Below are 3,280 nucleotides of genomic sequence, written 5' to 3' on the forward strand. Positions count from 1 at the left end.
CCCCGGCGACCGGCGCGTCAGGGCGACCGGCGGGCCCGGCAGCGCCATGCTGGTGCGTGCGGGGGCCGGCGGGGAGGTGCGGAGTGTCCGTCGAGGAGTACGTGGTCGCCACGCTGGTGATCGTGGTCGCGGTGATCTTCGGCCGACTGGTCGCGGGGCGGCTGCGGGTGCCGGGCGCGGTCGTGCTGGTACTGCTGGGCATGCTCCTGGGGCTCGTGCCCTGGCTGCACTCGCTGTCGATCTCCCCCCAGGTCATCCTGCTGGTGTTCCTGCCCCCGCTGATCTACAACGCCGCGTTCTTCTCCTCGCCCAAGGACATGCGCGAGCTGGCGCGCCCCATCGTGGTGATGGCGGTGGGGGTGACGCTGCTGACGGCCTTCGGCCTGGCGGGGATCGTCCACCTGCTGATGCCGTCGGTGGGGTGGCCCGCGGCGATCGCCCTGGGCGCCGCCGTCGCGCCGACGGACGCCGTGGCGGCCTCGGCGATCCTCAAGCGGGTGGGCACCCCGCGCCGGGTGCTGACCCTCCTGGAGGGCGAGTCCCTCATCAACGACGGGGTCGCGCTGACCCTGTTCAGCCTGGCCGTGACCGCCATGGTGCACCCGCTCACGCCCGAGGAGGGCCTGGTCGAGCTGGTGAAGGTCGTGGCGGGCGGCCTGGTCTACGGCGCCGTGGTGGCCCTGGCGGTGTCGTGGTCGCGGACCCGCATGCGGGATCCGTCCCTCCAGCTGATGGTCGTGCTGATCACGCCGTTCGCGGCCTACATCCCGGCGGAGATGGCGGGGTTCTCCGGGGTGCTGGCGGCGGTGGTCGCCGGTTTCTACCTGGGCACGCGCGGTGAGGGGCTGCTGCCGCCGCGGGTGCGGGTGAACGGGCAGACGATCTGGGGCGCCCTCGTGGGGCTGTTGGAGTCGATGCTGTTCGTGGTGCTGGGGTTGCAGCTGGACTCGGTGGTCACGGCGGTGCGGGACCAGTTCGCCTTCCTGGACCTGGTGTGGGTGGCGCTGGCGACGACGGCCACGGCGGTCGCCCTGCGCATGGGGCTGATGCTGGTGGTGATCCCGCTGCACCGGATCCCGCCGTTCTCGAAACTGGAGGGCGCCGACCTGCGGGAGCGGTTGGTCGTCGGGTGGAGCGGGATGCGCGGGGCGGTGTCGCTGGCGATAGCCCTGTCCCTGCCCGCTGCGCTGGGCGGCGAGCCGTTCACCGAGCGGGGCGCGCTGGTGTTCGTGGCGGGGGTCGTGGTGCTCGGGACGCTGGTGGGGCAGGGGATGACGCTGCCGCTGCTGCTGCGCAAGCTGGGCATGGCGCGCGAGGGCGCGCGGCGGATGGAGTTCCTGCGGGCGGACGAGCAGATGAGCTGCGCGGCGCTGAGCAAGGTGGACGAGCTGCTGCGGGAGGGCGAGGTGGACGACCGCACCGCCGACTCGCTGCGCGCGGTGTACACGCGGCGCGTCTCGCAGGTGCGGGGGCTGATGGACGCCGCGGACGGGCGGGCGCGTGAACGGGTGGACAGCGGCAGGGCCGTGCACGCGCAGATCACGCAGGCGCGCAGGGACGCGCTGGTGTCGATGTACCGGGAGGGCGACATCGACCACGCCGTGTTCCAGGAGATGAGCCGGGACCTGGACATCCGGGACACGGGGGCGGGTCCGTACGGTTCGTGAGTCGCGGGGCGGCCGGGGCCGCCTTCTCCGTGGGGGGCGGGGCCTCCGGGACCGCTGCGCACGCCGCGTGTGAATGTGTGGGAACCAGAGCCCGCGGGGCGCGAACGTCCGCGCGGGCGAGCACGGACTGTGACGAGCGGTGGACGCGTCGGTCGCCCCTCCTGGTACTGAAGAGGCTTTTGAGGCTTGAGGAAAGCGCTGAGGCTCCCAGAAAAACTACAAACTTTCCTTACCGTTTTCGTTGACGCAGCCGCGTGACAACTTTAAAGTTTCCTAACAATTAGCGGCTCACAGAGCCCCTTCGTCACCCCCGCTCGACGACAGGAGCAACCCCCGATGCCCGAACACCGCCTCAGGAAGGCCCCCAGGGCCGCGAAGGCCGCGCTGACCGGCGCCCTCGCCCTCCTGACCGCCGGACTCCTCGCCGGTTTCAGCCAGCTCTCCCCCGCTCCCGCCGAGGTCGAGACCGTGTCCGACAGCGACTCAGCCCAGGTCCAGCAGACCGGCCAGTGGCTCACCGGGTACTGGCACAACTTCAACAACGGCTCCACCGTGATGCCGCTGTCGGAGATCCCCTCCGAGTACAACCTGGTGGCCGTCGCCTTCGCCGACAACCACCCCACCCTCGACGGCGGAATCACGTTCAACCTGGCCAGCGGCGAGCTGGGCGGCTACACCGACCAGCAGTTCCGCGACGACATCGCGGCCATCCAGGCCGAGGGCCGCAAGGTCATCATCTCCGTGGGCGGCGAGCGCGGCCACGTGGACGTCACCAACGCCACCCAGGCGGGCAACTTCGCCGACACCGTGTACCAGCTGATGCAGGACTACGGCTTCGACGGGGTCGACATCGACCTGGAGCACGGCATCAACGCGCAGTACATGTCCCAGGCCCTGCACGACCTGAGCGGCCGGGCCGGGTCGGACCTGATCATCACGATGGCGCCGCAGACCATCGACTTCCAGAGCCCCGACCGGGAGTACTACAAGCTGGCGTCGGACATCTCCGACATCCTCACCATCGTCAACATGCAGTACTACAACTCCGGCTCGATGCTGGGGTGCGACGACCAGGTGTACCACCAGGGCACCCCGGACTTCGTCGCCGCGCTGGCCTGCATCCAGCTGGAGATGGGGCTGAGCCCGGACCAGGTGGGCCTCGGGCTGCCCGCCGTGCAGTCCGCCGCCGGGGGCGGGTACATGGCGCCCGGCCAGGTCGTGCGCGCCCTGGACTGCCTGGAGGCCGGGACCGACTGCGGCTCCTTCTCCCCCGCCGCCCCGTACGGCCCCATCGGCGGTGTGATGACCTGGTCCATCAACTGGGACGCCACCAGCGGCTACGCCTTCGCCGAGACCATCTCGGCGCGCCTGGCCACCGGCCCCGGCAACGGCGGCGGGCCCACCGAGGAGCCGACCGAGGAGCCCACCGAGCAGCCCGGCGACTGCACCGCCGCGGCCTGGACGGCCGACAGCGTCTACACCGGCGGCGACGTGGTCTCCCACGAGGGCTCGGAGTACCGCGCCCAGTGGTGGACCCGCGGCGAGGAGCCGGGCACCACCGGCGAGTGGGGCGTCTGGAGGCTCGTCGGCACCTGCTGACCCGAGGCCGCGTG

At 71.4% G+C, this 3,280-nt stretch carries 2 protein-coding genes; both read left to right on the forward strand.

The genetic code is table 11. The features are described 5' to 3' along the window. The first annotated feature begins 83 nt into the window (after positions 1-83). Positions 84-1,667, forward strand: coding sequence for a Na+/H+ antiporter (locus DQW06_RS27170; RefSeq protein ID WP_013154774.1), 1,584 nt, complete (start codon positions 84-86; stop codon positions 1,665-1,667). Positions 1,668-2,003: 336 nt separating this feature from the next. After that, on the forward strand, positions 2,004-3,266 hold the full coding sequence (locus tag DQW06_RS27175) for a glycosyl hydrolase family 18 protein (RefSeq protein ID WP_071622674.1): 1,263 nt from the start codon (positions 2,004-2,006) through the stop codon (positions 3,264-3,266). Positions 3,267-3,280 lie beyond the last annotated feature (14 nt).

This window comes from Nocardiopsis sp. TNDT3, from assembly GCF_003427465.1.
Lineage (GTDB): Bacteria > Actinomycetota > Actinomycetes > Streptosporangiales > Streptosporangiaceae > Nocardiopsis > Nocardiopsis dassonvillei.